General features: G+C 64.7%; 24 protein-coding genes and 2 pseudogenes. 19 read left to right on the forward strand and 7 right to left on the reverse strand.

Annotated features, from left to right (window positions below):
• Nucleotides 1–50 precede the first annotated feature (50 nt).
• Nucleotides 51–1,301 (reverse strand): DUF763 domain-containing protein, encoded by a 1,251-nt coding sequence (locus tag AC5V87_RS17485; protein ID WP_456839010.1) that lies wholly within the window; start codon nt 1,299–1,301, stop codon nt 51–53.
• 123 nt (nt 1,302–1,424) lie between these two features.
• On the opposite strand from AC5V87_RS17485, the gene AC5V87_RS17490 reads away from it, so the two are divergent.
• Nucleotides 1,425–2,573, forward strand: a complete 1,149-nt coding sequence (locus AC5V87_RS17490) for a mechanosensitive ion channel family protein (RefSeq protein WP_495371678.1) — start codon at nt 1,425–1,427, stop codon at nt 2,571–2,573.
• Nucleotides 2,574–2,635: 62 nt separating this feature from the next.
• On the opposite strand, the gene AC5V87_RS17495 is transcribed toward AC5V87_RS17490, so the two are convergent.
• A complete protein-coding gene (locus tag AC5V87_RS17495) occupies nt 2,636–3,616 on the reverse strand; it encodes a tripartite tricarboxylate transporter substrate binding protein (RefSeq protein WP_456839008.1) in 981 nt (326 codons plus the stop codon).
• A 112-nt stretch (nt 3,617–3,728) separates the two neighbouring features.
• On the opposite strand from AC5V87_RS17495, the gene AC5V87_RS17500 reads away from it, so the two are divergent.
• The 7 genes from AC5V87_RS17500 to AC5V87_RS17530 all read left to right on the forward strand — a co-directional run bounded on the left by AC5V87_RS17500 (nt 3,729) and on the right by AC5V87_RS17530 (nt 9,440).
• Nucleotides 3,729–4,436, forward strand: a complete 708-nt coding sequence (locus AC5V87_RS17500; protein WP_456839007.1) for a TetR/AcrR family transcriptional regulator — start codon at nt 3,729–3,731, stop codon at nt 4,434–4,436.
• A 30-nt stretch (nt 4,437–4,466) separates the two neighbouring features.
• Entirely contained in the window at nt 4,467–5,351 is an 885-nt protein-coding gene (locus AC5V87_RS17505) for an amidohydrolase family protein (protein WP_495371679.1), read from the forward strand.
• Complete coding sequence (locus AC5V87_RS17510) at nt 5,348–6,166, forward strand: cation:dicarboxylate symporter family transporter (protein WP_495371680.1); 819 nt, start codon at nt 5,348–5,350, stop codon at nt 6,164–6,166. The genes AC5V87_RS17505 and AC5V87_RS17510 overlap by 4 nt, the downstream gene beginning before the upstream one ends.
• A gap of 68 nt (nt 6,167–6,234) precedes the next feature.
• The gene (locus AC5V87_RS17515; RefSeq protein ID WP_495371681.1) at nt 6,235–6,948 is read left to right on the forward strand and encodes a PIG-L deacetylase family protein; all 714 of its coding nucleotides are present in this window, start codon (nt 6,235–6,237) and stop codon (nt 6,946–6,948) included.
• Nucleotides 6,945–7,628 carry a 4-carboxy-4-hydroxy-2-oxoadipate aldolase/oxaloacetate decarboxylase gene (locus tag AC5V87_RS17520; protein ID WP_495371682.1) on the forward strand — a complete coding sequence of 228 codons (684 nt, stop codon included), beginning with the start codon at nt 6,945–6,947 and terminating at the stop codon, nt 7,626–7,628. Before AC5V87_RS17515 ends, AC5V87_RS17520 begins: the two co-directional genes overlap by 4 nt.
• Before the next feature lie 28 nt (nt 7,629–7,656).
• Nucleotides 7,657–8,526 (forward strand): substrate-binding domain-containing protein, encoded by an 870-nt coding sequence (locus AC5V87_RS17525; protein WP_495371683.1) that lies wholly within the window; start codon nt 7,657–7,659, stop codon nt 8,524–8,526.
• Nucleotides 8,523–9,440: a DUF1932 domain-containing protein gene (locus tag AC5V87_RS17530; protein ID WP_495371909.1), complete on the forward strand. Its 918-nt coding sequence runs from the start codon at nt 8,523–8,525 to the stop codon at nt 9,438–9,440. The genes AC5V87_RS17525 and AC5V87_RS17530 overlap by 4 nt, the downstream gene beginning before the upstream one ends.
• Here AC5V87_RS17530 and AC5V87_RS17535 read toward each other — a convergent pair.
• Together AC5V87_RS17535 and AC5V87_RS17540 are read right to left on the reverse strand one after the other, a co-directional pair.
• Nucleotides 9,430–9,774: a hypothetical protein gene (locus AC5V87_RS17535; RefSeq protein WP_495371684.1), complete on the reverse strand. Its 345-nt coding sequence runs from the start codon at nt 9,772–9,774 to the stop codon at nt 9,430–9,432. The genes AC5V87_RS17530 and AC5V87_RS17535 overlap by 11 nt on opposite strands.
• 193 nt (nt 9,775–9,967) lie before the next feature.
• Nucleotides 9,968–11,209 (reverse strand): amidohydrolase family protein, encoded by a 1,242-nt coding sequence (locus tag AC5V87_RS17540; RefSeq protein WP_495371685.1) that lies wholly within the window; start codon nt 11,207–11,209, stop codon nt 9,968–9,970.
• A gap of 205 nt (nt 11,210–11,414) precedes the next feature.
• Here AC5V87_RS17540 and AC5V87_RS17545 point away from each other — a divergent pair, with 205 nt between their 5' ends.
• The 5 genes from AC5V87_RS17545 to AC5V87_RS17565 all read left to right on the forward strand — a co-directional run bounded on the left by AC5V87_RS17545 (nt 11,415) and on the right by AC5V87_RS17565 (nt 16,290).
• Nucleotides 11,415–11,831 (forward strand): nuclear transport factor 2-like protein, encoded by a 417-nt coding sequence (locus AC5V87_RS17545; protein ID WP_495371686.1) that lies wholly within the window; start codon nt 11,415–11,417, stop codon nt 11,829–11,831.
• Nucleotides 11,832–11,965: 134 nt separating this feature from the next.
• Complete coding sequence (locus tag AC5V87_RS17550) at nt 11,966–12,874, forward strand: amino acid ABC transporter substrate-binding protein (protein ID WP_495371687.1); 909 nt, start codon at nt 11,966–11,968, stop codon at nt 12,872–12,874.
• Nucleotides 12,875–13,172: 298 nt separating this feature from the next.
• The gene (locus AC5V87_RS17555) at nt 13,173–15,224 is read left to right on the forward strand and encodes an FUSC family protein (RefSeq protein WP_495371688.1); all 2,052 of its coding nucleotides are present in this window, start codon (nt 13,173–13,175) and stop codon (nt 15,222–15,224) included.
• Nucleotides 15,221–15,427 (forward strand): DUF1656 domain-containing protein, encoded by a 207-nt coding sequence (locus tag AC5V87_RS17560; RefSeq protein WP_456838997.1) that lies wholly within the window; start codon nt 15,221–15,223, stop codon nt 15,425–15,427. The genes AC5V87_RS17555 and AC5V87_RS17560 overlap by 4 nt, the downstream gene beginning before the upstream one ends.
• Nucleotides 15,424–16,290 carry an efflux RND transporter periplasmic adaptor subunit gene (locus AC5V87_RS17565; protein ID WP_495371689.1) on the forward strand — a complete coding sequence of 289 codons (867 nt, stop codon included), beginning with the start codon at nt 15,424–15,426 and terminating at the stop codon, nt 16,288–16,290. Before AC5V87_RS17560 ends, AC5V87_RS17565 begins: the two co-directional genes overlap by 4 nt.
• Nucleotides 16,291–16,989: 699 nt before the next feature.
• On the opposite strand, the pseudogene AC5V87_RS17570 reads toward AC5V87_RS17565, so the two are convergent.
• The 3 genes and pseudogenes from AC5V87_RS17570 to AC5V87_RS17580 form a co-directional block, all read right to left on the reverse strand.
• A pseudogene (locus AC5V87_RS17570) lies at nt 16,990–17,213 on the reverse strand (acyl-CoA dehydrogenase); the annotation flags it as partial.
• A gap of 39 nt (nt 17,214–17,252) precedes the next feature.
• On the reverse strand, nt 17,253–18,371 hold the full coding sequence (locus AC5V87_RS17575; RefSeq protein ID WP_495371690.1) for a glycoside hydrolase family 172 protein: 1,119 nt from the start codon (nt 18,369–18,371) through the stop codon (nt 17,253–17,255).
• 100 nt (nt 18,372–18,471) lie between these two features.
• Complete coding sequence (locus AC5V87_RS17580) at nt 18,472–20,097, reverse strand: long-chain fatty acid--CoA ligase (RefSeq protein WP_495371691.1); 1,626 nt, start codon at nt 20,095–20,097, stop codon at nt 18,472–18,474.
• 179 nt (nt 20,098–20,276) lie between these two features.
• Here AC5V87_RS17580 and AC5V87_RS17585 point away from each other — a divergent pair, with 179 nt between their 5' ends.
• The 6 genes and pseudogenes from AC5V87_RS17585 to AC5V87_RS17610 all read left to right on the forward strand — a co-directional run bounded on the left by AC5V87_RS17585 (nt 20,277) and on the right by AC5V87_RS17610 (nt 25,604).
• On the forward strand, nt 20,277–22,109 hold the full coding sequence (locus tag AC5V87_RS17585; protein WP_456838993.1) for a flavin-containing monooxygenase: 1,833 nt from the start codon (nt 20,277–20,279) through the stop codon (nt 22,107–22,109).
• A 5-nt stretch (nt 22,110–22,114) separates the two neighbouring features.
• Nucleotides 22,115–22,914: pseudogene (locus AC5V87_RS17590) on the forward strand (shikimate dehydrogenase family protein).
• 121 nt (nt 22,915–23,035) lie between these two features.
• On the forward strand, nt 23,036–23,851 hold the full coding sequence (locus tag AC5V87_RS17595; RefSeq protein WP_456838992.1) for a lytic murein transglycosylase: 816 nt from the start codon (nt 23,036–23,038) through the stop codon (nt 23,849–23,851).
• A gap of 199 nt (nt 23,852–24,050) precedes the next feature.
• Nucleotides 24,051–24,272, forward strand: coding sequence for a hypothetical protein (locus AC5V87_RS17600; RefSeq protein ID WP_007592399.1), 222 nt, complete (start codon nt 24,051–24,053; stop codon nt 24,270–24,272).
• Between the two features lie 12 nt (nt 24,273–24,284).
• Nucleotides 24,285–24,707, forward strand: coding sequence for a hypothetical protein (locus tag AC5V87_RS17605; protein WP_456838991.1), 423 nt, complete (start codon nt 24,285–24,287; stop codon nt 24,705–24,707).
• Between the two features lie 450 nt (nt 24,708–25,157).
• The gene (locus AC5V87_RS17610; protein WP_456838990.1) at nt 25,158–25,604 is read left to right on the forward strand and encodes a MaoC family dehydratase; all 447 of its coding nucleotides are present in this window, start codon (nt 25,158–25,160) and stop codon (nt 25,602–25,604) included.
• Nucleotides 25,605–25,661 lie beyond the last annotated feature (57 nt).

The following is a 25,661-nucleotide window of genomic DNA, read 5'->3' on the forward strand; positions in this document are numbered from 1 at the left end:
ATCGAACTTCGGTCGTGTCCTCCACGACCGACCCTCTGGCGGACCGGCGATCAGCCGGTCCGCTTCTTTGTTTCGACGAGATCGCGCTCCCAGCCGAACACGGAGCGGCCGTCGAGATCGGGCGAAGCGGCGCGCTCGCCGGCAATGTAGGCCTCGACCGACGGCCCGCGCGCGGTTCGCTCGAGTCGGCGTGCCTGGTCGTCGAGGCGCTTGATCGCCTGCATCTCTTCCTCGCGTCCGAGCTTTGCGTTCCGGATCGCGCCCTTCAGCACGCGGATGGTCTCGTCATAGACCTTGATCGGAACGGGGTAGGGATGCCGGTCCTTGCCGCCATGGGCGAGCGAGAAGCGCGCGGGATCGGTGAAACGATAGGGCGCGCCATGTACGACCTCGGCGACCATCGCCAGCGAGCGCACCGTGCGTGCGCCGACGCCGGGCGTCAGCAATAACTCCGGGAAATCGACTGGCCCGCGCTCGGCCGCCGCGGCCAGCGTGCCGTGCAGGCGCCGCGCGAATACATCCTTTGGCCGGACATCGTGATGTGCTGGCATGATGAGGTGCGGCAGCATGGCCTGCGCAGGCTCGGGTGCGGTGCCGCTGAGCCGCTCGAATTCGGCGAGGATACGATCCGGCCCGAGATCGGAGAGCAGCTCGAGCTGGGCGACGCGCGAGACATCGGCGCGATGGTCGGTGAGGTTCACGATCTCACCCTGCTGCGGGCCGTCGATCGCGCTGTGCGGCGCATCGACAAAGCTCTTCAGCGCTTCCGAATGCCAGTGATAGCGGCGGGCCTGCCGCTTGTCGCCGTTCATGCCCTGCTGCACCACCGTCCATTTGCCGTCAACGGTGACGAAGAAGCCGTGGAGATAAAGGTCAAAGCCGTCCTGCACCGCGGCGCTGTCGACCTTCGCCACCAGGCGGCTGGCGCGGGTGAGGCTCGCGCCGTCGAAGCCGACGCGCTCGCCGAGCTGCAGCAGCTCGTCCGGCGTCTTGCGCGAATGCTGGCCGCGGCCGCCGCAGACATAGATGCCGAGCTCGTCCTGGAGCGGGCCAAGCCCGCGTTTCAGCGCGCCGATGACGGAGGTGGTGATGCCGGAGGAATGCCAGTCCATCCCCATCACGGCGCCGAATGACTGGAACCAGAACGGATGCGACAGACGCTGGAGGAATGCATCGCGCCCATAATGAAGCACGATCGCCTGCGTGACGATCGCCCCGAGCGAGGCCATGCGGCTCGCAAGCCAGGGGGGAACCCGCCCGGTGTGGAGAGGAAGGTCGGCGCTGCCGGTACGTCTGGTCATGTAGGTTTCAAATTAGCGCAATTCGGTACGGTTGCACCAGAAGAATGCTGCGTTGCGTGAGGCAAGGGAGCGAAGCCGGGCGGAACGCGTTGGCGAGCAGCGAATGCAAATCCAGGAACGCGAATGAATTGGCAGGCCCTCATGGCCGACATCGACAAGATGTTCGGGTGGATTCCCTCATGGATCATCGGTCTCGGCCTGGTAGGCGGGGCGATTCTGCTGGCGCTCGTGTTCCATCGATTCGCGGCTTGGCTGCTCAACCGCGCCTTCAGAACGCGCCTGCCTCTCATCAGCGTATTCATCGAGCGCACGTCGGGGCCGGCCCAACTGGCCCTCTGCCTTGCCGCCGTCGCATTGGTCCTGCCGCTTGCGCCGCTCGACGACGCGTTCCGCACGCCGTTGACGCGGCTGTTCGTGGTCGCCTTCATCGCGCTGATCGGCTGGATCTCGATCCGGATCGTCGACATGAGCGCGGCGCGCTATCTCCAGAACTTTCGCGACGTCACCGAGAACTTTGTCGCGCGCAAGCACGTGACGCAGGTGCGCGTGTTCAAGCGCGTCACCGACATCATCATCGTCATTATCACGGTGTCGACCGCGCTGATGACGTTCGACTCGGTCAGGCAATATGGCGTCAGCCTGTTCGCCTCGGCCGGTGCTGCCGGTATCATCGTCGGTCTTGCCGCACGGCCGCTGCTCAGCAACCTGATCGCGGGCTTGCAGATCGCCATCACCCAGCCGATCCGCATCGAGGATGCCGTGATCATCGAGAACGAGTGGGGCTGGGTCGAGGATATTGCCGCGACCTATGTCGTGATCCGGCTGTGGGACTGGCGCCGCATGGTGGTGCCGCTGTCCTATTTCATCGAAAAGCCGTTCCAGAACTGGACCCGCGACACCGCCTCCCTGATCGGCGTCATCGCGCTCCATGTCGACTATCGCGCCGACGTGCCCCGGATCCGGCGCTGGCTGGAGGCGGCGGTGAAGGAGTCCAAGCTATGGGACGGCGCCGTCGTCAATCTTCAGGTGATCGACGCGGATTCCCGGACTATCGAGCTGCGGGCGCTGGTCAGTGCACGAAATGCGCCGCAATCCTGGGACCTGCGCTGCGAGATCAGGGAGAAGCTCGTCGCCTTCATCCGCGACGAGATGCCGGAGGCTCTGCCGCGCGAGCGCGCGATCCTGATTCCGTCGCAGGGCGGCGGCGGCGACATCGACCTGCTGCAGCGCCCCGCGGCGCCGGAGAAGATGCGGGCGAGCGCCCACAATTGAATCGAAGCGATCAGCCGGCGCCGACCACGGCAGCGTCAAACGAGATCCTTGTATGAAGAGCCTCACTGCGCGCGGATATCGGCGGCCTTCAGCACCGGCTCCCACTTGGTGGCTTCGGCATGGATATAGGCGTCAAAGTCCTTGGCGGAGGAGCCGACCGGGGTGGCACCGATCTTGCCGAGCGTCGACAGCACGTTCGGATCCTGCAGCGCCGCCTTCAGGTCGTTCTCCAGTCTTGCGACGATCTCCGGCGGCATTTTTGCGGGGCCGAGCACGCCCCACCAGACCGAGACGTCGTAGCCGGGCACGCCTGATTCCGCGACGGTCGGTACATCAGGCAGCGCCTTGGAGCGCTCGGCCGAGGTCACCGCGAGCGCGCGCACTGGGCCGCCTTCGAGCTGGCCGATCGCTTCCGCGAGCGGGTTGATGCTGAGCGGGATCTCGCCGGCGATCACGGCGGTCAGCGCCGGCGCGCCGCCCTTGTAGGGGATCGCGACGATCTTGGTGCCGGACATGTGTTTGAGCAGTTCGCCGGCGAGATGCGCCGAAGTGCCGTTGCCGGACATGCCATAGGAGAGCTTGTCCGGGTCCTTCCTGGCGGCGGCGAGGAGATCGCCGAGCGTCTTGTGGGGGCTGTCCTTGGCCACCACGATCGCGAGCGGCGAGGAGGCGACCTCGGTGATCGCGGTGAAATCCTTGAACGTGTCGTAGGGCACGCTCGGATAGATGAACTGGTTGAGCGGATGGCCGCTGGCGACCAGGATCAGCGTGTAGCCGTCGGCCGCGGACTGCGTCAGCGCCTGCGAGGCGACGATGCCGCCGGCGCCGGGACGGTTGTCGATGACAGGTTGCTGGCCCCAGGTCTTCGCCAGGGCCTGGGCCAGCGTGCGCGCGAGCACGTCGACCGCGCCGCCGGCGGCGTAGGGCACGAGGATGTGAACCGGCCTGCTCGGATAAGTGTCCGCCGCCTGCGCGGCGTCCGCAGCCAGCAGCAGGCTCGCGCCGAGCATCACGCCGGCGATCTTCTTGTTCAAACCCAGCATTCCCAGCACTCCTTGCGGGCACTTGCACCTGACGGCGGTCTCCGAGCCGTGCGGGCGCTGCCCATGGTTTTTGTTGACGAGACCTGATCTTTTGTACGATAGTACAAATCACATGGTACGCAAGCCCACCAGGGAAACGGCCCGCAAGCCGAACATGCGCGAGGCAATCCTCGCCGCGGCCGAGGAGCTGTTCGCGACCAACGGCTTCAACGCCGTTTCGGTGCGCGATATCGCGCAGGCTGCCGGGGCCAATCCGGGCAGCGTCACCTATCATTTCAAGACCAAGGACGGCCTGCTGCTGGAGATCTACCGGCGGCATTGTGGGCCGATGAATTTGCGCCGCTCCGAGCTGCTCGCCGCCGCAAAACGCGTGCGCGATCTGCAGGACCGGCTGGAGGCGATCGTTCGCGCCTATATTGTGCCGGCCTTCACCTCCGGCAGCGATCTCGCGGGCGGGGGCGCACGCTTCACGCGGCTGCGCGCGGTGATGTCGGCTGAGGGTAACGAGGTCGCGCGAAAGATCATCGCGCAGACCTTTGACGACACCAGCCACGCCTTCATCGACGCGATCCACGAGAGCCTGCCGCACATTCCGCGCACCGACATCGTCTGGCGCAGCCACTTCCTGCTCGGCGCGCTCTATTATTCGCTGGTGACGCCGGACCGCGTCTCGCGCCTCTCACGCGGCGAGGCCGACGGCAGCGATGCTGCGGGCGCGATCGAGCAATTGGTGCAGGCCACCGTCGCTGCCTTCCAGGCGCCGGCGCTCGATCAGGCCGCACCGGCACGGCGGCGGACTGCCGCAAGCAGCAAGATTTGAAAGCAGCGCTCGCGTTCGGCGGCTCACCTGATGTCGATGATGTATACGCCCACCATTCCGCCGCCAGATCCGAACACGCGCAGGCCGAAGTTCAAGCTGCCAAAGCTGTCCTGTGACGCGCATTGCCACATCTTCGGGCCTAGCTCCAAATATCCTTACGCCCCTGATCGCTCGTACACGCCGCCGGATGCGCCGCTAGAGGATTTTCGCGCGCTGCATACCACGCTTGGGGTGGAGCGCGCGGTCATCGTCAATGCCAGCGTGCACGGCACCGACAACACGGTGGCGCTCGATGCGATCGCGCAAAGCAATGGCGCCTATCGCGCCGTCGCCAATATCGGCGACACGATCACCGAGCGCGAGCTTCGTGTGCTGCACGAAGGCGGCTTCCGCGGCTGCCGTTTCAATTTCGTCCGGCATCTCGGCGGCGTCCCCGACAAGGATGTGTTCAACCGCATCATCGCGATGGTCGCACCGCTCGGCTGGCACATCGACCTGCATTTCGACGCGATCGATCTGCCGGAATATGCCGACGTGCTGACCAGGCTGCCGCTGAGCTACACCATCGACCATATGGGACGTGTGAAAGCGTCCGAGGGGCTCGACCAGCTTCCGTTCAAGATCTTGATCGAGCTGATGCAGCGCGACGACAAGTGCTGGGTCAAGATCTGCGGCTCGGAGCGGGTCTCCTCCGCAGGTCCGCCCTTCACCGACGCGGTGCCGTTCGCGCGCAAGATCGTCGAGACTGCGCCTGATCGCGTCATCTGGGGCACGGATTGGCCGCATCCCAATGTCAAGGTGATGCCGAACGATGGCGACCTCGTCGACCTGATCCCGCTGTTCGCGCCGGAGCCGGAGTTCCAGCAGAAGATTGTGGTCGACAATCCCGCGCGCCTGTTCGAGTTCGACCGATGACCGCGATGGCGATCGACAAGCCGCGCGGGCGGGCCTGGTGGAAGGAACTCTGGATCCAGGTGCTCATCGCCATGGCGGCGGGCATCGCGCTTGGGATCGCCAGCCCCGAGGCGGGCGCCAGAATGCAACCGCTGGGGGATGCCTTCATCAAGGCTATCCGCATGCTGATCGCGCCGATCATCTTCTGCACTGTGGTGCACGGTATTGCCCATATGGCCGACATGGCGCGGGTCGGGCGCCTGGCGGTCAAGGCGATCATCTATTTCGAGATCATGACCACGATCGCGCTGATCATCGGTCTCGTCGCGGTGAACCTGCTCCGGCCGGGCGTCGGCATGAACATCGATCCCGCCAGCATCAATGCCAGCGCGATCGAGCCTTATGTCAAGCAGACCGGCGCGATCGGATTCGTACCATTCCTGATGAATATCGTGCCTGCGACCTTCATCGACGGCACCTGTCTCTATCTCGCCGCCGCGTCGGTGTTCCTGGCGCAGGCGACCAATACGCCGTTCGGCCTCGCCGCGCAGATCGAGCTTTTGCTGATCCTGCTCGTGACCTCCAAGGGCGCGGCGGGGATCGCGGGTGCGGCCTTCGTCGTGCTGGCGGCGACGCTGTCGGCGACCGACACCATACCGGTGACGAGCGTGGCGCTGGTGCTCGGCATCCATCGCCTGATGTCGCAGGGGCTGACGCCGACCAATCTGATCGGGAACGCGGTTGCGACCATCGCGATTGCAAAATGGGAAGGCGCGCTCGATGGCGAGCGGTTGAGGCGCGTGCTCGACGGCGCCGCAGCGGCTGTCGCGGCTTGAATGAACTGGCTTCCTGCATGAGGCAGGCAGCCCAAAATGCTTACGAACGAAAAAGGGGAGTTTGTCCCATGAAAGCAGGTCTTGTCGTCACTGCCCATCCCGGTGATTTCGTCTGGCGCGCGGGCGGCGCCATCGCGCTGCATGCGAAGAAGGGCTATCGCATGAAGATCGTCTGCATGTCCTTCGGCGAGCGCGGCGAGAGCCAGTTCGCCTGGAAGGAAAAGGGCGCGACCCTGGAATCGGTCAAGGCCGGCCGCAAGGACGAGGCGGAGCGGGCGGCCAAGGTACTCGGTGCCGAGATCGAGTTCTTCGATTGCGGCGACTATCCGCTGAAGCTGAAGGAGGCGCATTTCGACCGCATGGTCGATATCTACCGCGAGCTCAATCCCAGCTTCGTGCTGACCCACGCGCTGGAAGACCCCTATAATTTCGACCATCCAAACGCGGCGCATTTCGCGCAGGAGACCCGCGTCGTCGCGCAAGCCGTGGGCCACAAGCCCGGCGCGCAGTACAAATATTCGGCGCCGCCGGTGTTCCTGTTCGAGCCGCACCAGCCCGAGCAGTGCAATTACAAGCCGGACCTGCTGCTCAAGATCGACGAGGTCTGGAAGGAGAAATATGAAGCCTTCCAGATCCTCGCCGCGCAGAAGCACCTGTGGGGCTATTACGAGCGCGTCGCGCTCAATCGCGGCATCCAGGGCAGCCGCAACACCGGCGTGCCCATGACCTACGGCGAGGCCTATCAGCGCCTGTTCCCGACCGTTGCGGAGGAACTGGCATGAAGTCCGTCGTCGTTCGCAACATCAAGCGTGCCGATTCCGCCGGAATGGCGGAATACGGCGTCTCGACCGTGCACGAGGCCTATGGCCGCATCGGCCTGATGAAGCCGTATCTGCGCCCCGTCTGGGCGGGGGCCTCGATTGCCGGACCTGCCGTCACCGTGCTGGCGCAGCCCGGCGACAACTGGATGATCCATGTCGCGGTCGAGCAGTGCAGGAAGGGCGACATCCTCGTCGTCGGCTGCACCACCGACAACACCGACGGCATGTTCGGCGAGCTGCTGGCGACCTCGCTCCAGGCGCGTGGTGTGCAGGGGCTGGTCATCGATGCCGGCTGCCGCGACGTCAAAGCGCTGCACGAGATGAAGTTTCCGGTGTGGTCGCGCGCGGTCTCGGCCAAGGGCACGGTGAAGGCGACGCTTGGCTCGGTCAACGTTCCCGTGGTTTGCGCCGGCGTCAACGTCGATCCCGGCGACATCATCGTCGCCGATGACGACGGCGTTGTGGTGGTGCCGAAGCGCTACGCCGCCGAAGTCGCCGAGAAAGCGAAGAAGCGCAACGCTGACGAAGGCGGCAAGCGCAAACGGCTCGCCTCGGGCGAGCTGGGGCTCGACATGTACAGCATGCGCGAGGCGCTGGCGAAGGCCGGGCTTGTCTACGTCGACAATCCCGAGGACGTCTGAAGCGGAATGAGAGAAGCGGAGCGGGCGGATGGATCGTCTCAAGCTGAAGGCCGTGCTCGGCAGTCATCCTCATGTCCAGGCGGTGAAGAGCGGCGCGCTCCGCTCCGAGCTTTTCGCCCTCGACTTCATCGAGCACACGCCAACCAACACGGCGTTCAAGCCGATGGTGCGCGAGCAGGCTTTTGATGTCTGCGAGATGGCGATCGTCACCTATTTGATGGCAAGGGCGCACGGCAAGCCGTTGGTGCTGTTGCCGGCCACCATGCTCGGCCGCTTCCAGCATTCCTATGCTCTCTATAATCCCGCGCATGGCACGCTCGGGCCGTCCGATCTCGAAGGCAAGCGCGTCGGCATCCGCTCGTTCACGACAACGACCGGCGCCTGGATCAGGGGCATCCTCGCCAACGACTATGGCGTCAATCTCGACAAGATCAAATGGGTGACCTTCGAGGATCCGCACGTCGCCGAATATGTCGACACCACCGAGCGCGCGCCAAAGGACAAGAAGATCTTGCAGATGCTCATCGACGGCGAGATCGATGCCGTCCTCGGCGAGACCTCTGACAATCCCAAGCTGAAGCCGCTCTTCGCCGATCCGGCCGCGGAAGCCGCCAAATGGTACGCCAGGCGTGGCGTCGTTCCGGTCAATCATCTCGTGGTCGTGACCGGGCGGCTTGCAAAATCGCGTCCCGACGTGGTCGCGGGCGTCTATGATCTGCTCAAGCGGAACAAGCAGCAGATGGGCGCTGCAGCGACACCCGACCTCCTACCGTTCGGGATCGAGGCCAACAGAAAACCCTTGGAGCTGATCATCGACTACGCATTCCAGCAGGCGCTGATCCCGCGCCGCTATGCGGTCGAGGAGCTGTTCGACGAGACGACACGAGGACTGAACTGATGGCGGATCCGAAACGGTGGCAGATCGGACTGGTCGGCTATGGCGAGGTCGGCCGCATCCTGGCCGAGGATTTGCGCCAGCAAGGCATCAAGGTCGCAGCCTATGACATCAAGCTCGGGACCGAGCAGGGCGCGCCGCTGAAGGAGCATGTGGCGAAGCACGGCGTGACGCTTGCGGCGTCTCACGCCGAGCTGACCGCAAAGTCCGATTTCATCATCTCCGCCGTCACCGCGAGCCAGGCCGTGCCTGTTGCAAAAGCCTGCGCAGCCGCGATCAACCAGGGCACCTGGTTCCTCGATTTCAACTCGGCCTCACCAGGCGCCAAGCAGCGCGCGGCGGCCTTGATCGACGGTGCCGCGGGGCGCTATGTCGAGGGCGCGGTGATGACCTCGGTGCCGCCGTACCGCATCAAGGTGCCGCTGCTGCTCGGCGGCCCCGGCGCGAAGGAGCTCGAGCCGCTGCTGAATGCGATCGGCTTCGCGGCGAAGGTCGCGAGCGACAAGCTCGGCGTGTCCTCGGCGGTGAAGATGTGCCGCAGCATCATGATCAAGGGCCTCGAGGCCATGGTCATCGAAAGCTTCACGACCGCGCGCGCCTATGGCGTCGAGGACGCCGTGCTGGCCTCGCTGGCGGAGACGTTTCCCGCCATGGATTGGGAGAAGCAAGGCGCCTATTTCTTCCAGCGCGTGATCGAGCACGGCCACCGCCGGGCCGAAGAAATGCGCGAGGTAGCCGAGACCGTGCGCGAGGCGGGACTGACGCCGTGGTCGGCGCAGGGCACGGCCGAGCGTCAGGCCTGGGTCGCCGATCTCGCCGATGAAGGGCCGTTTGGCACCAAGGGAACGAAAGAGTTCGCCCGCAGCGCCGACTGGCGCATCGAGGCGGATCGCATCCTCGCGAAGATCAAGCGCTGACCGCGCGCGTTCGGGTCAGGGTCTTGCCGCCGGCGCCATCGCCGGAAATTGCGCCGCGGGCTTGCTCGATCAAGCCGATCAGGCTCTTGGCCTTGCGCACGACGTCCGCGCTGCGCTCGGCGCGGAACTCCGCCAGGATCATGCCAATGCACTTGTCGGCCGTATCGAGCGCCCAGAGCGCGTGAGCCATGTCGCTCTCGGTCTGGGTCGCCCAGATATCGAGCGCCGACAGCACTTCGCCGATGCCGTTCAATCGCTTGATGGCCATTTCTGCGGGCGTGTTGGCCCGCACCGACTGATAGTCGATGCTGCCGAATGCGCTGAACAAATCCATGCTTCCCCACCGACGCTGATCAGGGCGCCCCGTAGTACGATCCGGCAGGCCCTTTGGGCAATGCGCACGGCTACGGTCCGGGATTCTACCGGGGCCGGATTGTCGAGCGATTGCAGCCGAAATCGGGTCGACGCAGCGCGAAGCGGAGGCCCGCTGCCCGACCATCTTACCGCCGGACCCGAGCAATGGCCGCTCAGTGGCCGGGGCGGAACAGCGTCGGCCGCTGCCGCTCGAACGTTTGCCGGCCGCGCTTGAACCCCATCACGACCTCCGGCAGCTCCGCGATGGCGAAGCGGCTGTCCTGCGTGTCGAGCACGACGAGATCGGCGGGATTGCCGACTTTGAGGCCGTAATCGTCGAGGTTCATCAGCCGGGCCGGCAGCTCGGTCACGAGGTCGAGGCAGGTGTCGAAATCGCTGACCGAGGCGTGCGCGACATTGGCGTAGAAGTTCGCCATGCGCAGCAGCGAGGCGTCGCCGAACGGCGTGAAGGGATTGAGCACGTTGTTGGTCGCAACCGAGCACAGCACGCCGTCGCGGGCGAGCTTGTGGGCCAGCGTCAATCCGCGCGGAGCGTTGTGGGTGGCTTCGCGGCCCATGAGATAGAGATCGGTCGCCGGCAGCACCGTCACGGCAACGCCCGCTTTCGCCAGCTGCGCGGTGGCGGTCTTCAGCCGCTGCGGCGGCAATGCCGAGAGCTTTGTCGCATGGCCGATCGCAACGCGCCCCTCATAGCTGCGCCGCTCGGTCTGCCGGCAGACCTCGTCGAGATGCCACCAGGACGGATCGAGATCGAAGTCGAGGTGGAGGTCGACATCGACGTCGAATTCCTGCGCGAGATCGAAGACGCGTTCGAGATGGACGCTCGGGTCGGTGTCCGTATAGGGACAGCCGCCGACGACCTCGCCACCCTCGCGCAGCGCCTGGATCAGCAGCTCCTCGGCTCCGGGATCGTTGGTCAGGCCTTCCTGCGGGAAGACGCAGAGCGAGAGGTCAATCGCCCAGGCATAGTCGCGCTTCAGCGCCTTGACCGCTTCGAAGCCGCGCAAGCCGATGCGCGGGTCAATCTCGACATGCGTCCGCATCCGCGTCGTGCCATGCACGATGGCGCGTTCGAGCACCTTTGCGCCGCGCGCATAGACGTCCTCGACGGTGAAATCCTTCTTCATTCCGGCGACGGCGCGGATGGCCTCGGAGACGCTGCCGTGGCTATGCCCGCAGCGGCCGAGCAGGCAGGCCTTGTCGAGATGGATGTGGGTATCGACAAAGCCGGGCAAGGCGAGGCGTCCGCCGACCTCGACCTCGACGGCTTCGCACGAAAGCTTTGGCTCGATCGCGGCGATGCGGCCGCCTTTCACGGCGATGTCGACGGGCGCGGCTGATGATCGCAACAGCACGTTGCGGAAAACGAGATCGAAGGCGGCCTGGGTGGTCATGAAGTCGGATTCGCGTGGGACAGGCTAGCGGACAGGGCGTAAGCCGGCAGCTCCAGATTCTGGGCAACTCTGCCACGAAAATGTTCAAAAATATGCATGCAGTTCAGTGCACGAATTGTAGAATATACGTCCGGTGAACCCGCCAATAGAACCCGCCAAGAGACCCGCCAAGAGACCCACCAAGAGACCCACCAAGAGACCCACGATGTCCGCCCCAGCAAGAGCCGACCGCCCGATGACCGACGCCGAAATAGTCGAAGCTTATCTTAAAGCATCAATGATCCCCGATCCCGACGCCGCGGCGGCCTATATGAAGCCAGGTACGGTGATCACCTTTACCGGCGGGCGCGAGTTCGATCACCCGCGCGGGCCGGCTGGCTTCAATGCCAGGCGTTATCGCTGGGTCAAGAAGAAGATGGACCGCTTCGATGTCTGCCCCGGCGTGGACGAGACCATCGTCTACAGCATCGGCACGCTCTATGGCGAGTGGACCGACGGCACGCCGTTCGAGGGCAATCGCTATGTCGACCGCTTCGTCGTCAAGGGCGGCCAGATCGTGAAGATGGACGTCTGGAACGACAGCGCCGAGCGCATCCTGGTCCAGCGCGGGATCGAGGCTTAATCCCTCGGCCGCGAAATATACAAAAGCGCAAGAGCTGATAGACGCAGCCACCTCTGGCGGCAGGCGCATACGTAGGCTATCACCTCCGCGATCGCGTCTCGCCATGAGACGATGACCCCTTGAGGAGCCCCGCGATGCGTTTTCCTACCGTTGTCCTCGCCCTGACATGCCTTGCAGGCGCAGCTTCAGCCGAGGACCTCACCGGCACGCTCCAGAAGATCAAGGAGACCAAGAAGATCACGCTGGGCTATCAGGAGGCTTCGGTCCCATTCAGCTATCTGGACGGCAACCAGAAGCCGGTTGGCTTTGCCCTGGACATCTGCCTCAAGATCGTCGACGCGGTGAAGAAGCAGCTTGTCATGCCCGACATTGCCGTCGACTATGTCGCCGTGACGTCGTCGAACCGCATTCCGCTGATGGTCAACGGCACGCTCGACCTGCATTGCTCGGCGACCACGAATAATGCCGACCGCCAGAAGCAGGTCGCCTTCACCAACACGCATTTCCTCAGCGCGACGCGCTTCGCGGCGAAGAAGGCGGCCAAGATCAACACTGTCGACGATCTCAAGGGCAAGGCGGTCACCGCGGTCGCGGGCTCTGTCAACTTGAACCAGCTCGCCAAGGTCAATACCGAGCGCAACCTCGGCATCAAGATCATGCCGGCCGTGGATCAGGCTGAGGCTTTCCTGCTGCTGGAGACCGACCGGGCCCAGGCCTACGCGCTCGACGACGTCCAGCTCGCGGTCGCCATTGCGCGCTCGAAGGAGCCGGGACTCTACATGATCAGCGAGGAGACGTTTGCGAAGGCCGAGCCGTTCGGGATCATGCTGCGGAGAGAGGACGCGCCGTTCAAGGCGCTGGCCGACCGCGCCACGGCCGAGCTCTACGCCAGCCCGGAAATCGAGGTGCTTTACAAGCGCTGGCTGGAATCGCCGACGCCGCCGAATGGCATCAACTACAACGTCCCGATGTCGCCGGCCCTGCGCAATGCCTTCAAGAACCCAAGCTCCAGCGCCGATCCGGACGTCTATGTGGTGAGGTGAGGCGACAGGGCTGTAGGGTACGATTGGTGCTGTCCGAGCAAGCGCCTCGTCCTTCGAGCAGACCGCTTTCAGCGGCCTCCTCATGAATCAGGCTGAGCGGCAGCTTGGCCTGCCGAAATTTGCTGCCAAGCACTCCGCCCTCATCCTGAGGGCCTGACGCGCCTGTCCTCGTTCGCTTCTGCGGTGCGGGCGAGCTATCGAGCCCGAGGAACTTGCGATAACCTTCGAGACTCTTCAGCGCATCGAACGGCGGGCTGCCGTCTGCAAGACGCCAAGACGGGCCTAGAGGCGAAGTAGCATGCGCACGGACGAGTCCTTCCTGGTCCGCCACGCGGACCTGATTTTTGCTTTAAAGACGTTCGCCGCGTCGATGCTGGCGCTCGTCATCGCGCTCGCCATGGATTTGCCGCGGCCCTATTGGGCGATGGCGACGGTCTACATCACCTCGCAGCCGCTCGCGGGCGCGACCAGCTCGAAGGCGTTCTTCCGCGTGATTGGCACGCTGGTCGGCGCGGCCATGACGGTGGCGCTGGTGCCGAATCTGATCGACGCGCCGGAACTGCTGTGCCTCGCGATCGCGCTCTGGGTCGGACTCTGCCTTTACCTCTCGCTGCTCGACGGCACGCCGCGCAGCTATGTCTTCATGCTGGCCGGATACACGGTCGCCTTGATCGGCTTTCCCTCGGTCTCCGAGCCCGGCGCCATCTTCGACATCGCAGTGGCGCGGGTGGAGGAGATCTCGCTCGGCATCATCTCCGCCAGCCTCGTCTCCACCATCGTCTTTCCGCGCAGCGTCGGGCCGGCCGTCGCCCATCGGGTCGACACCTGGCTCTCGGATGCGCAGCGCCTGAGCCAGGTGGTGCTGCTGCGGCAGGGCACGAGCGAAACGCGTCGCGGCCGGCGCCTCAAGCTTGCGACCGACATCGTCGAGATCGACACGCTCTCCACCCATCTGGCTTATGACCGGCTGACCGATCGCAATGCCGTGATCGGCCTTGGCGAGATCCGGCTGCGCATGCTGATGCTGCTGCCGGTGATCGCCTCGCTGGAGGATCGGCTGGCCGCACTGGGGGAGGAGGTGTTACGGCGTCAGCCCGAACTGAAGCGGCTGCTGGAGGATCTCGCGCAATGGATCACGAGGGATGTCGGCGCGCGGCAGCCGGCCGAGCGCATCCGCGCCATGATCGCGGAGCGGCAGGCGGTGCTCGATGACAGTGCCTCCTGGGAACGGATCATCACCACCAGCCTGTTGTCACGGCTGCGCGAGCTCGTCGATCTCTCGCGCGATTGCCGCACGCTGACTGCGGCGATCGGCGATGGGCGCAACGTTTCGACGCTCGATCTCGCCTTCCAATCCGAGGCGGGCGCCGCACCCGTGCGGCACAGGGACCGTGGCCTCGCGCTGTGGTCGGCAGCCGGTGCCGCCACGGCGATCCTGATCTGCTGCGCCTTCTGGATCGGCACCGGCTGGCCGGACGGCGCATCGGCGCCGATGATGGCGGCGGTCGCTTGCTCATTCTTTGCCGCGCAGGACGAGCCGGCGCGTTTCATCCGCAGTTTCGGTCTATGGTCGCTGGTCGCGATCCTCGTCGTCGCGGTCTATCTGTTCGCGATCGTGCCCGCGATCTCCCATCTCGAGGTCCTGATCGTCGCGCTGGCGCCGACGTTCCTGCTCTATGGCTTCTTGATCGGCCGTCCCGCCACCGCGGGAACCGGCATGGCGCTCGCGGCCAACACCGCGACCCTGCTTGCGATCCAATCGACCTACAGCGCGGATTTCGCCTCCTACGCCAACTCGGCGGTCGCCTTCTTCGTCGGCGTCGTCATCGCCGAAATCGTGACGCGGATCGCGCGCGGGGTCGGCGCGGAGTGGATCGCCAACCGCCTGGTGCTGTCGAGCTGGAAGACGATCGCGATTGCCGCCGAGCGCCGCGGCAAGCGCGACCGCGCCGAATTCGCCGGCCTGATGCTGCACCGTCTTGGATTGCTGGTGCAGCGCATAGCCTTCCTCTCCGAGAGCGATCGCCGCGACACCGACAGCCTGGTCCAGCTCCGCATCGGGCTGAACATCATCGACCTGCGCCGCGCCCGCTATGGTCTTGCGATATCGACCATCTCGGTCATCGACGACATGCTCGACCAGCTTGCCGCCGCCTGCCGCAGCTATGCCGGCGGAGGGATGCCTGCAGAATTGTTGCGGCATGTCGATCGGGCGCTGGCCCAGGCCGTCAAGGATCCCAATGACAGCGCGCGGGAAGACGCGCTGATCGGCCTCGTCGGCATCCGCCGCGGCCTGTTCCCGGACGCGCCGGCCTATCGGCCACGCGCAGGCGAGAGTGTTGCGGCATGAGGTATGTGATCGACATTTACGGCGTGCTGGTGCCGGCCTTGCTGCTGTGGATCATCGTCGCCTATGCGCTGAGCGCGGTGCAGCGCCGCCTGATGCAGCGCTTCGACCTCTACCGGCTGGTGTGGCACCGCGCGCTGTTCGATTTCTCGATTTTCGTCTGTCTTCTCGGCGGCGTCGTCTATCTCTCGGAGTATCTGCCATGAAAGGAAATCTCGCCGGGCTTGGCCGCCTCGCGCTGACCGTCATCGTCGTCGTCGCTGCGCTCGCGGTCGGCCGCGAGCTCTGGGTCTACTACATGGAGTCGCCCTGGACCCGCGACGGCCGCGTCCGCGCCGACGTGGTGCAGGTTGCCCCTGACGTCTCCGGCTTCGTGACCGAGGTGCTGGTCAAGGACAACCAGAAGGTCCGACGCGGCGACGTGCTGTTCCGGATCGACCGCGAGCGCTTCGCGCTGGCGCTGCGGCAGGCCGATGCCTCGGTCGCCGGTCATCAGGCGACGCTCGATCAGGCCAATGCCGATCTGAAGCGCTATAGCGCGCTGACGACCGACGCCGTCTCGCAGCAGAAGCAGGAGCAGGTGCTGGCGACCCAGCTCCAGGCCAAGGCGGCGTTCGATCAGGCCGTCGCCGACCGTGCGGTGGCGCAGCTCAACCTCGACCGCAGCGAGGTCCGTGCCTCCGTGAACGGCGTGATCACCAACATGGATCTGCGCCCCGGCGCTTACGTCACGGCCGGGAAGGGCGTGATGGCGCTGGTCGACACCGACACGCTGCATGTCGAAGGCTATTTCGAGGAGACCAAGCTTGCGCGCATCCGCGTCGGCGACAAGGTGCAGGTTCGCCTGATGGGCGAGAAGGCCACACTGACCGGCCACGTCGAGAGCATCGCGGCCGGCATCGAGGATCGCGATCGCGCCGAGGGCGCGAGCCTGCTCGCGAACGTCAATCCCACCTTCAGCTGGGTGCGGCTGGCCCAACGCGTCCCGGTGCGGATTGCGCTGGATCCGGTGCCTGAAGCCTTGTCACTGGTGGCGGGACGGTCGGCGACGGTCGAGGTATTAGACTAACGCCGCGAGCAGATGGTCGCGCTTGGCCCTGGGGAAAACCGGTAACAAGCGTTTCAATGCCATACCGTGAGGCTAATTCTGATCGCGTGTGTTGAGTCGGGAGACTGCATGAGCGTTTGGTTTTTAGTTCTAGCAGCCTGTATCGTCGGCACGTTGGTCCTTTTGGCGTTCTGCCGATAGCACCGATAGCAGATGCAATTGTTGCGGCGAAGCATCAGCGAGCTGCAGAATAGCGGTTCCAGACCGATGGTTTTTGACTGTGCACGGATGAACGCGTTCACTTCCGGGATCGGAGGCGGACGTGAGCTGGTTGTTTGTGTTTCTCATTGCCGCAAGCGCAGTCGTTCTGATCGCCCATGCGATTGACGCGATGCGCTCTTGATACGGCCTGCGAATCATTTGTCGTCGGTAGCTTGGTAAGCACCAACAATGTTCCGCGGCGGGCGAGCGTCAATTTGAGGAACCTGGCCTCACCGGCCCAAGTTGTCACAGCAGGAGGAATACAATGCTTGCGTTCTATCTGCCGATCATCATTTTCGGAGCGATGCTCGAAGCGATTTCGAATCTGAATGTATCTTCGCCCATCCAGGATCCGCCAAGAGTCGACTAGACGACGATCCCTCTAGCGCATTCTCTGGTACCTACGCACCAGCGTCGGCTTACGCGTTCGAATACTTCTTCAGCTCGAGCCTTGCGATCTTCGGGCGCAAGATGCGAGCGGCCCATGACTTCGCAGAGCGGGGCGTATTCGAGCTTGGTGAGGCCGGCGCGCCATGGCGCGATTCCGGCAGGAACAGATTCCAGAGGCCCTCCGCACGCGCCAGCGGCTTCAGCTCCTCGACGACGGGATAGACCTTCCACGGCCCGAGCTCCTCCGCCTCGCGATAGAACCGCTCCCCGTTCGGATAGATGTGCCGGTCCATGAAACTTTCGAGCGTGCGCTTGAGCTCGACGGTAGCGGCTTAGCCGATTTCGAGATAGTCCGGGCCAGGCAGCTTGAGAAATGGTGCCGTCGGCAATCCCTGATACCAGAACGCGACCGACGCGATGTCGTCCTGCAACGGAAGGTATTTTGCCTCCTTAACGCCGGGCAGCCAGCCCAGCGCCTGGATGGTCACGCGCAGGTCGGAGCGGCAACGTACGGGATCGGGGATGTGCCAGCGGTAGAGGCCGAAGCGCTGCTGTGACTTGTAGACGCCATCGGGACGGATCACCTGAGGCAGGCCGGCGTAGGGCGTGGTGAATTCCTGATAGCGCGATTGCTGCGGCGGACCCTGGCGGGAATGCGCGACATAGGGATCGAAATTGTAGGCCCCGCAGAAATAATCTTCGGTGCCGGTGCCGCAGATCGTCGGGAATTCGCCGTCGCCGTCGATGAAGAACTTGATCTCGCCTTCGCCCCACCAGCCGTTGTTGTTGACGCCCCAGGCCATGTAGGTGCCGACATAATGGCCCGCGCCGCTGACGCCATCGAGGATGGTATAGACCTCCTTGTAAGGCAGCGGATTGGTGCGCCGGAACTGCGCATGGAAATAAGCGCAATCCTCAGGGACATCGGTCAGCGCGTAGTTGATCTGATAGTAGACGGTGATCTGCTCCTCGCTGCGATTCTCCAGCGTGAAGCGCGCGCGCTTGCGGAATGGCATTTCCCAGTAACAGTTGAAGGCGCGGCCGGGGTTGACGCAGACCGCGAGCGAGGACACCTGCGCGAACTCCTCCCAGCCGCAGGCGAAGAAATCGCCGGCGGGGCATTCGACGCTGGGCTGCTCTTGATCGTCCCAGTACACGCGCAGGATCGAATGGCGCAGCCGCCCGCGCGCCAGCGTCATCCAGATCTGTTGGATCGCGCCCTGGCCCTCGATGTCGGCGAGCGTGAACGTCGCGCCCGGCTCGATGACGACGTAAGGCGAGACCTTCCAGCCCTGGCCGAGATCGCGGGCCTGGCGGGCGGCGGGGCCATCGACGGACATGCCGCCTCTGCCCTTTTCGCCCGAAAAGTTCTCCGGGCTGATCGAGCGCGTCAGCGCGTTCGACAGGCGCGACAGATTGCCGAGATGCAGGCCCAGGCCGGAAAACGCCATGATGTCCTCGATATGGGTTCGCGACGTCCCGGTATATCGTTCCCGAATTGACCAAAACATGAAGATCGCGCACGGAATTGTCCGCACGCGACCGATCTCGTCATGCGACGCGATAGTCCCTGAACTTCTCGCGCAGCGCCGATTTCAGCACCTTGCCGGTGCCGGTCATCGGGAATTCGTCGAGGAATTCGACGGCGTCGGGCAGCCACCAGCTCGCGATCTTCGGGCGCATGTGATCGAGCAGCGCCTTGCCGTCGACGGTCGCGCCCTTCTTGCGGACGACGAGGAGCAGAGGACGCTCCTGCCATTTCTCATGGCTGATCGCGACCACGGCGGCTTGCAGCACGTCGGGATGCGACAGCGCGATATCCTCGAGCTGGATCGAGGAGATCCATTCACCGCCGGACTTGATCACGTCCTTGGAGCGGTCGGTGAGGGTGACGTGGCCCTGGCTGTCGATCACGGCCATGTCGCCGGTGATCAGCCAGCCGTCGCGGTCGAGCCCTTCGTTGAGCTTCATGTAGCCGGAAGCGACCCAGGGACCGCGCGCCCGCAAATGGCCGACGGTCTTGCCATCGCGCGGCAGCTCATTGCCGGCATCGTCGACGATGCGCAAATGGGTGCCGAAGCAGGCCCGGCCCGAGACCTGGCGGCGGTCGAACTTCTCCTTATCGCTGAGATGCTCCGAGCCCGGCCGCAAGCTCGGCATCGAGCAGCCCAGCGCCTCGGTCATGCCCCAAGCCTGGATGTAGTCGACATTGTAGTCGCGCTTGAGCTTCTCGACCATCGCGCGCGGCGGGGCGGAGCCCGACGAGAGCGTCGCGCGCAGCGTGGTGAATTTGTTGCCGGTGCGGCCGAGCCAGTCGAGCAGGATCAGCCAGAAGCTCGGCACGCCCGCCGACAGCGTCACCTTCTCGCCTTCGAGCAATTCATAGAGCTTGTCGGGCTCATAATTGCGGCCGGGCAGCACCAGCTTCGAGCCGGTATAGGGCGCGGTGAACGGCATGTTCCAGCCATTGCCGTGGAACAGCGGCGCCATCGGCATCATCACCTCGCGCACGCCTTCGACATGTCCCGGAAGGAAGTCGAAATTGCAGGAGGTCATCGTCTGCAGGATCGCGGCGCGGTGCGAGTAGATCACGCCTTTGGGATTGCCTGTTGTGCCCGAGGTGTAGCAGATGGTGGAGGCGGATTTTTCGTCGAACTCCGGCCAGGCGAAGCCGGCCTCGTTCTCCTGTTGCAGCAGCTCCTCATAGCAATGCACGTTGGCGAGCTTCGTGTCCGGCATCCGCTCGCGCGAGGACATCACCACATAGGCCTCGATCGTCTTCAGCTGCGGCGCGATCGCCTCGACGATCGGCAGCGTGGCGCGGTCGATGAACAGAAGTCGGTCCTCGGCGTGGTTGATGATATAGACGAGCTGCTCGGGAAACAGTCGCGGGTTGACGGTGTGCAGCACATATCCCATGCCCGGCGCGGCATAGAACATCTCGAAATGCCGGTGGGTATTCCAGGCGAGCGTGCCGACGCGGTCGCCACGCTGCATGCCGAGCCGCTTGAGTGCCAGCGCCATACGCTTGATGCGCGGATGCGCGTCCGCATAGGTATAGCGATGGATGTCGCCCTCGATCTCGCGCGCGACGATCTCCGCTTCGCCGTGATGGTCGGCGGCGTACTGGATCAGGCCGCTGATCAGGAGCGGCATGTCCATCATCAATCCCTGCATCGTTTCCCTCCGGAGCGCCATGTCGTTGCACGGCATAGGCTTGTGATTTGCGCGCGAGGTTAGCGGAACGTCACGCGGCGTTCACGCAAAAAGCGAGGGAGGTGATTGCATGCGTCACTTTTTCGGGGCTAACGTGCGGTGAGCTGCCGGCGAAGCAGCTGCCGCCGTGGAGGAAATGGATGTCAGCGGAAAGACACAAGACCGGCACAGCCGGCGAGTCTACGGTCGACATTTCCGCACTGCGTGCGCGTTATCGCAACGAGCGCGACCGCCGTCTGCGCGCCGAGGGCAAGGCGCAATACGTCGAGGTCACCGGCGAGTTCGGCCGCTATCTCGACGATCCCTGGGCCGATCCCGGTTTTGCGCGCGCGCCCGTCTGCGAACAGACCGAGGTGCTCATTGTCGGCGGCGGCTTCGGCGGTCTGCTCTGCGGCGCGCGTCTGCGTGGAGCCGGCATCGATGATTTTCGTATCGTGGAAAAGGCCGCCGATTTCGGCGGCACGTGGTACTGGAATCGCTACCCCGGTGCGGCCTGCGATACCGAGAGCTACATCTATCTGCCGCTGCTGGAAGAGACCGGCTACATGCCGGTGCGCAAATATGCGCGGGCGCCGGAGATCTACGAGCACTCCCGCCGCATCGGCCGTCACTTCGCGCTCTATGAGCGCGCATTGTTTCAAACCGTGATCGCGCGGATGGAATGGCAGGAGCAGGAGGCGCGCTGGCTGGTCGAGACCGATCGCGGCGACCGCATCCGCGCGCGCTTCGTCATCCTGGCCGGCGGCCCGCTGAGTCGTCCCAAGCTGCCGGGCATTCCCGGCATCGAAAGCTTCAAGGGCCACAGCTTCCACACCAGCCGCTGGGACTATGGCTATACCGGCGGCACCGCCGAGGGAGATCTGACAGGTCTTGCCGACAAGCGCGTCGGCATCATCGGCACCGGCGCCACCGCCGTGCAATGCGTGCCGCATCTCGGCCGCTCCGCCAAGGAGCTCTATGTCTTCCAGCGTACGCCCTCGGCGATCGGCGTGCGCGACGACCGTCCGACGGACCAGGCCTGGGCGCAGAGCCTCAAGCCCGGCTGGCAGCGCGAGCGCATGGACAATTTCACCGCGGTGATATCCGGCGAGCCGTTCGAGCGAGACCTGGTGCAGGACGGCTGGACCGGTCTGCTCGGCGAGATCCTGCTGGCGCCGCGCCGCCAGCCCCGGCCGGTCACGTCGCTGGAAGAGGCTCTCAAGGTCATCGAGCAAGCCGACTATCGGAAGATGGAGGAAATCCGGGCCCGCGTCGATGCGATCGTGAGGGACGAGGCGGCCGCGGCGGCGCTAAAACCCTGGTACAAGGCGTTCTGCAAGCGGCCGTGCTTTCATGACGAATATCTCGACACTTTCAATCGTCCCAACGTTCATCTCGTCGACACCAAGGGGCAGGGCGTCGAGCGCATCACCGAAAGTGCCGTTGTGGTCGACGGCAAGGCCTATGAACTCGATTGCCTGATCTATGCCAGCGGTTTTGAGGTCGGCACCGATTACGCGCGTCGCATGGGCTTCGAGGTCTACGGCCGCGACGGCATCAGCCTGTCCGAGCGCTGGCGCGACGGCGTCAAGACGCTGCACGGTTTCTACAGCCGAGGCTTCCCGAACTGTTTCCTGATCGTCACGGTGCAGGCCGGCCAGAGCGCCAACTTCCCGCACATCATCGACGAGCAGTCGCAGCACATCGCCTATGTGATCGCAGAAGTCCGCAAGCGCAGGGCGCGCACGCTGGAGCCGACGCTGGCGGCCGAGAACGCCTGGGTCGAGGAGGTCGTCAAGGCCGCGCTCGGCCGCCAGACTTATCTCGCTGAATGCACGCCGGGCTATTACAACAACGAAGGCGTGTTCGATCCGATCGCGGCGCGAAACAGCCAATATTGGCGTGGGCCGGTGGCGTTCCTGCGGCTGCTCGAGAAGTGGCGCAAGGAGGGCAATCTGGATGGACTGGAATTGACCTCCGAGGTCCCGGCTTGAGCGGCATGATCCCGGCTCCGACAGGCGCCACGCGGCTCTACGTCATCGTCGGCGATCCCATCGCGCAGGTGCGCTCGCCCGCAGGCGTCAGCGCCGCCTTTGCCGCACGCGGCCATGACGGCACCTTGATGCCCGTTCAGGTCGCCCCGAGCGATTTAGCCGACTTCCTCTCGGTCGCAACGCGGCTGAAGAATCTCGACGGCATCGTCGTGACCATCCCGCACAAATTCGCCTGCTACCGGGCCTGCGCCAGCGCGACCGAGCGGGCGCATTTCCTGCGCACCGTGAACCTGATGCGCCGGCGCGCCGACGGCGCCTGGCATGGCGACATGGTGGACGGCCTTGGCTTCGTCGGTGCGGCCCGGGCGAAGGGGATCAACCCCGCCGGCATGCGGGCACTGCTCGTCGGCGCCGGCGGCGCGGGGTCGGCGATCGCGCTGGCGCTGGTCGAGGCCGGCGTGCGCGAGCTTGCCATTCACGACACCGCGGCCGAGCGCCGCGACGCGCTGATCGGCCGGCTCAACGCCCTCGGCAAGGCGCCGGTGCGGGTCGGCACCAGCGATCCCGCGAGCTTCGATTTTGTCGCCAATGCGACACCGGCGGGGATGCAAGAGGGCGATCCGCTGCCCGTCGATGTCGCGCGGCTCGCGCCGGCTTCCTATTGCGGCTGCGTCATCACCAAGCCTGAAGTGTCGCCCTTCATCGCGGCGGCCCGCCGGATCGGCTGCGTGACCGGGACCGCACGGACATGTACCAGCAGCATGAGGCCATCATGGTGGATTTCCTGCTTCACCGCGACGGCTAGGGCCAGGCGTTCACCCTGGTGTCAAGCCATCCGTTGCGCCCCATGGGGCTTGAGCGATCAGCGCCGGCGTAGGATCATGCCCCCCGCGCGAGCCGGTCGCGCATGAGAGAGAGGAACGAGAATGACCAAGGGCGGGACCGTTGCGATGGCCATCATTGGCGCTGTTGCGCTGCTTCTTTCTCTGCCGCCGACCGCCGAGGCCGCGCAATGTGGTAGCTCGCCCGCGGGTTTCGAGGCCTGGAAGCGCGAGTTCAGCGCGGAGGCGCAAGGCAAGGGCATCGGCCAGACCGCGATCTCGGCGCTGATGCAGGCCAATTACGCCAGCGCCACCATTGCTGCCGACCGCGGCCAGCGCAGCTTCTCGCTCTCGCTCGACCAGTTCCTCGCCAAGCGTGGCGCCGCCACCATCGTCGCCAAGGGGCGGCAGCTCAAGCAGTCGCACGCCGCCTTGTTCGCCTCGATTCAGCAGCAGTACGGCGTCCCGCCGGGGCCCTTGATCGCGATCTGGGGCATGGAGACCGGTTTCGGCAGCCAGCGCGGCAACCAGAACATGCTCTCGTCGATCGCGACCCTGGCCTATGACTGCCGCCGTCCCGAATTCTTCACCGACCAGCTCTATGCCGCGCTGAAGCTGATCGACCGTGGCACGCTGTCGGGGGCTACCCGCGGCTCCATGCATGGCGAAGTCGGGCAGACCCAGTTCATGCCCAAGAACATCCTGGCCTACGGCACCGGCAATCTCGACGTTGCCGCCAACGCGCTGAGCTCGACGGCGAATTTCCTCCGGGCCCATGGCTGGCGGGCGGGAGCCGGTTACCAGCCGGGCGAGCCGAACTTTGCCGCCATCGAGGCCTGGAATGCCGCCGGCGTGTATCAGAAGGCGATCGCTCTGATGGGCCGGCAGATCGACGAGGGCGGGGCGGCGGCCTCCCGCTGAGCAAATCCCCGTTCGTACAGAGCTTTAGATTCCTGTTTTGACGCGTTTTCTTGGCGCGCGAACCGGCGTCCCCCTCGCTCGAAATGCTTCTGCTCAGCAAGGCGTGATGCGCCGGCGCGAGAAAGTTGTTGCTATCAGGAACTGACGGCACGACGTTTGCTTTGATCAGGTTCGGGGCTGGGCATGAGGAGACTCAACGATGGCAACCCAGATCGTGATGGACCAGACTGGCGATACGCGCCATGAGTTTGATCCTGGCAATGCCGAAGCGCTGGCGCGAGCTGAACGGCGCTTTCGGGAGCTGACCGGAGCCGGCTTCACCGCCGCCCTCCGGACCGGGCCGGGCGAAGTCACCCGGATCCGATCATTCGATCCGACCGCGCAGGAAACGCTGTTCTATCCCCGCCTGGTCGGCGGCTGATCTGAGCTGCTCATGATCGCGGCAGTTTGGCTTCGCGCGCCGGCGCGTGCGCGTCTGCATGCGCTGCGCGAGCTCTATCGGCGCTTCTTCGGCGAGAACACGCCGGATGCGCGCGGTCGCCGGTTGCTCGCCGAATGGCTGTCGCCGGAACAGCGCGCGCAGTTCGAGGAGCACCGGTATTTCGATGTGATCGGCTGCGATACCGGCAAGACCTATCGCATCCATTACGGCACGGCCGCCAATGTCCACGAAATCGATGGCGACGGGCACGCGACGATGGGATGGTGCTTCGTCCCCTCAGGCTTCCTGGTGCCGGGCGACGTGATGCTGGCACAGAAGATCGCGCTCGAGACGGACGAGAGGGGCGCGATCGCACTCGCCAACCGGTTTCCGCCGGCGACACATTCGGAGCATTTTTACCGGCGGCCGTTCTAGCTAGAGCGCGATGGATCAGGATAGATCGTCATCGCGCTTTAGGTTGCTGTTTCAGCGAGCGCCGCGAGGGTGCGGCGGTCAGTAATGCGTGGTGCGGTAGGCATCCAGCGCATGCGCTGCAAAGACGCCGATGCTGCAAAGGGCGAGGAGGGCGGAGATCAGTTCGATCATAGCTCGTCCTCCCGTAGCGGCTGGGCGACGAGGTGCTGACAGCAGGCGTAATCATAGATCAGGTCGATGAGGAATTGCATGGTGGCCGTCCCTGTATTTATTTTGACAACCACTTAAGCGGCTATCTGTTTCAGGCGTGTTTCGTCGCATCGGGAAAGGGGTTTCGCGGGAACCCCAGGCTGGCTTTGTGCGCCGCGGAGCGGCTATGTCCTGTTTCCAGTCAATTCCTTTCAGCCGCGCGCCTGTCGCGGGCGGCACGTCATATTGCGAGGCAAAATCATGGCGCAGGTCGAGTGGTTCGACGATCTCACCATCGGAATGCGGTTCAAATCGCCGGAAGTTCAGGTCACCGAAGCCGACATCAAGCGCTTTGCGGCCGAGTTCGATCCGCAGCCGATGCACCTCGACCACGAGGCCGCCAAGGCGACCCTGTTCAAGGGCCTCGCTGCCTCGGGATGGCACACCGCGGCAATCGCCATGAACCTCGCCATCCAGACCCGCCCCTTCGGCCCGCATCCGCTGATCGGCGCAGGCGTCGATGGCCTGCGCTGGACCATGCCGGTGCGGCCGAACGACCGCCTGCATCTGCTCGGCGAAGTCATGAGCCTGACGCCGTCGAAGTCGAAGCCGCAAGGTATCGCGCTGGTGAAATGGACAATGTTCAACCAGAACGGCGAAGAGGTTTACACCTTCACCCCGATCGCCATCGTGCCGCGGCGGCCGTAAGGCCTCGCCGTCACTATCGACCTTGGTCGGCCTCGTCGCACCCTTGCGGGCCGCCGG

This window comes from Bradyrhizobium sp. SOJA106 (genome assembly GCF_059448745.1).

Bases quoted from the DNA above. Each gene is read 5' to 3' on its own strand.
- AC5V87_RS17485 (WP_456839010.1), bottom strand. From the start codon at position 1,301: ATGACCAGACGTACCGGCAGCGCCGACCTTCCTCTCCACACCGGGCGG.
- AC5V87_RS17565 (WP_495371689.1), top strand. From the start codon at position 15,424: ATGAAAGGAAATCTCGCCGGGCTTGGCCGCCTCGCGCTGACCGTCATC.
- AC5V87_RS17595 (WP_456838992.1), top strand. From the start codon at position 23,036: ATGACCAAGGGCGGGACCGTTGCGATGGCCATCATTGGCGCTGTTGCG.
- AC5V87_RS17610 (WP_456838990.1), top strand. From the start codon at position 25,158: ATGGCGCAGGTCGAGTGGTTCGACGATCTCACCATCGGAATGCGGTTC.
- AC5V87_RS17550 (WP_495371687.1), top strand. From the start codon at position 11,966: ATGCGTTTTCCTACCGTTGTCCTCGCCCTGACATGCCTTGCAGGCGCA.
- AC5V87_RS17535 (WP_495371684.1), bottom strand. From the start codon at position 9,774: ATGGATTTGTTCAGCGCATTCGGCAGCATCGACTATCAGTCGGTGCGG.
- AC5V87_RS17605 (WP_456838991.1), top strand. From the start codon at position 24,285: ATGATCGCGGCAGTTTGGCTTCGCGCGCCGGCGCGTGCGCGTCTGCAT.
- AC5V87_RS17555 (WP_495371688.1), top strand. From the start codon at position 13,173: ATGCGCACGGACGAGTCCTTCCTGGTCCGCCACGCGGACCTGATTTTT.
- AC5V87_RS17525 (WP_495371683.1), top strand. From the start codon at position 7,657: ATGGATCGTCTCAAGCTGAAGGCCGTGCTCGGCAGTCATCCTCATGTC.
- AC5V87_RS17600 (WP_007592399.1), top strand. From the start codon at position 24,051: ATGGCAACCCAGATCGTGATGGACCAGACTGGCGATACGCGCCATGAG.
- AC5V87_RS17545 (WP_495371686.1), top strand. From the start codon at position 11,415: ATGTCCGCCCCAGCAAGAGCCGACCGCCCGATGACCGACGCCGAAATA.
- AC5V87_RS17560 (WP_456838997.1), top strand. From the start codon at position 15,221: ATGAGGTATGTGATCGACATTTACGGCGTGCTGGTGCCGGCCTTGCTG.
- AC5V87_RS17580 (WP_495371691.1), bottom strand. From the start codon at position 20,097: ATGCAGGGATTGATGATGGACATGCCGCTCCTGATCAGCGGCCTGATC.
- AC5V87_RS17575 (WP_495371690.1), bottom strand. From the start codon at position 18,371: ATGGCGTTTTCCGGCCTGGGCCTGCATCTCGGCAATCTGTCGCGCCTG.
- AC5V87_RS17500 (WP_456839007.1), top strand. From the start codon at position 3,729: ATGGTACGCAAGCCCACCAGGGAAACGGCCCGCAAGCCGAACATGCGC.
- AC5V87_RS17490 (WP_495371678.1), top strand. From the start codon at position 1,425: ATGAATTGGCAGGCCCTCATGGCCGACATCGACAAGATGTTCGGGTGG.
- AC5V87_RS17495 (WP_456839008.1), bottom strand. From the start codon at position 3,616: ATGCTGGGTTTGAACAAGAAGATCGCCGGCGTGATGCTCGGCGCGAGC.
- AC5V87_RS17540 (WP_495371685.1), bottom strand. From the start codon at position 11,209: ATGACCACCCAGGCCGCCTTCGATCTCGTTTTCCGCAACGTGCTGTTG.
- AC5V87_RS17585 (WP_456838993.1), top strand. From the start codon at position 20,277: ATGTCAGCGGAAAGACACAAGACCGGCACAGCCGGCGAGTCTACGGTC.
- AC5V87_RS17515 (WP_495371681.1), top strand. From the start codon at position 6,235: ATGAAAGCAGGTCTTGTCGTCACTGCCCATCCCGGTGATTTCGTCTGG.
- AC5V87_RS17505 (WP_495371679.1), top strand. From the start codon at position 4,467: ATGTCGATGATGTATACGCCCACCATTCCGCCGCCAGATCCGAACACG.
- AC5V87_RS17510 (WP_495371680.1), top strand. From the start codon at position 5,348: ATGACCGCGATGGCGATCGACAAGCCGCGCGGGCGGGCCTGGTGGAAG.
- AC5V87_RS17520 (WP_495371682.1), top strand. From the start codon at position 6,945: ATGAAGTCCGTCGTCGTTCGCAACATCAAGCGTGCCGATTCCGCCGGA.